Raw genomic sequence first — 1,269 nt, 5'->3', positions numbered from 1 at the left:
TGGCCTGCCCCTATGAGGTGGTCCGGTTTCAGTCTTAATGCATGATGGGCTTATCGGCCAGCGGCAGAGCCGATGATGGTGCCGCTTTGCCGGGTTTCGACGGCCATATGAGGGCCTCCGGCGCCGGCGGTTTGTATCCGAGCGATGAGTGCGGCCGCTCGGTGTTGTAGTAGCGTCGCCATTGCTCGATGATGATCCTGGCCTCGGCGAGGCTGTAGAAGATCTCGCCATTGAGCAGTTCATCGCGAAGCTTCGAGTTGAAGCTCTCGCAGTAGCCGTTCTCCCAAGGACTTCCCGGTTCGATGAACGCGGTCTTTGCGCCGACAGCGGCAATCCAATCCCGCACGGCTTTGGCGATGAACTCCGGACCATTGTCGGAACGAACATGGCCAGGCACGCCGTGCAGGATGAACAGGTCCGACAGAACGTCGATGACGTCGGTCGAGTTGAGCTTGCGATCGATGCGGATCGCCAGACATGCCCGGGTAAACTCATCGATGATGTTGAGCATGCGGAACTTCCTGCCATTGTGGGTCCGGCCCTCGACAAAATCGTAGGACCAGACATGGTTGGGGTGCTCGGGTCGAAGCCGGACGCACGATCCGTCATTCATCCAGAGGCGGCCTCTCTTCGGTTGCTTCTGCGGAACCTTCAGCCCCTCCCGCCGCCAGATGCGCTCGACACGCTTGGCGTTCACCGTCCAGCCCTCAAAGCGCAGCATCGCGGTGATCCGGCGATAGCCATAGCGGCCATAGCGAGAAGCCAGCCGGATGATATCGGCCGTCAGTGCCTCTTCATCCGCCCGGCCTTTCAGCTTCTTGCGCTGGGTCGAGCGATGCTGGTCCAGGACCTTGCAGGCAAAGCGCTCCGACACCGAGAACTTCGCCATGACATGGTCGACGCAGCGACGGCGGCGGGCGGGGCTCAGAAGTTTCCCGAGGCAGCCTCTTTCAGGATCAGCTTTTCCAGCGTCAGGTCCGACACCGCCTTGCGCAGCCGGTCGTTCTCTTTCTCGAGCTCTTTCAGGCGCTTCACCTGGTCGCCCTTCAGGCCACCGAACTCCTTGCGCCAGCGGTAATAGGTGAACTGCGTCACACCGATTGAGCGAACCGCTTCGCCAACCGATCGGCCTTGTGACAACAAAACATCAACCTGGCGCAGCTTCGCGACGATCTCTTCGGGCTTGTGCTTCTTCTGGGGCATTCCAATGTCCTCTCCAACGGCTCACGAGCCTACTTCAGGGAGGACCACTTTTCAGGGGGCAGACCA

General features: G+C 60.4%; 1 protein-coding gene. It reads right to left on the bottom strand.

Annotation, left to right across the window (positions count from 1 at the left end):
- Nucleotides 1-34: 34 nt before the first annotated feature.
- Nucleotides 35-1,203, bottom strand: a protein-coding gene (locus C7I85_RS30175; protein WP_106727668.1) for an IS3 family transposase whose coding sequence is annotated in 2 segments (ribosomal slippage) — nucleotides 35-939 and nucleotides 939-1,203 — 1,170 coding nt in all. Because the reading frame shifts where the segments join, the coding sequence is not laid out codon by codon here.
- Nucleotides 1,204-1,269 lie beyond the last annotated feature (66 nt).

Source organism: Pseudaminobacter soli (ex Li et al. 2025), from assembly GCF_003012705.1.
Taxonomy (GTDB): domain Bacteria; phylum Pseudomonadota; class Alphaproteobacteria; order Rhizobiales; family Rhizobiaceae; genus Pseudaminobacter; species Pseudaminobacter soli.
This window is presented reverse-complemented; position numbering and strand designations above follow the sequence as displayed.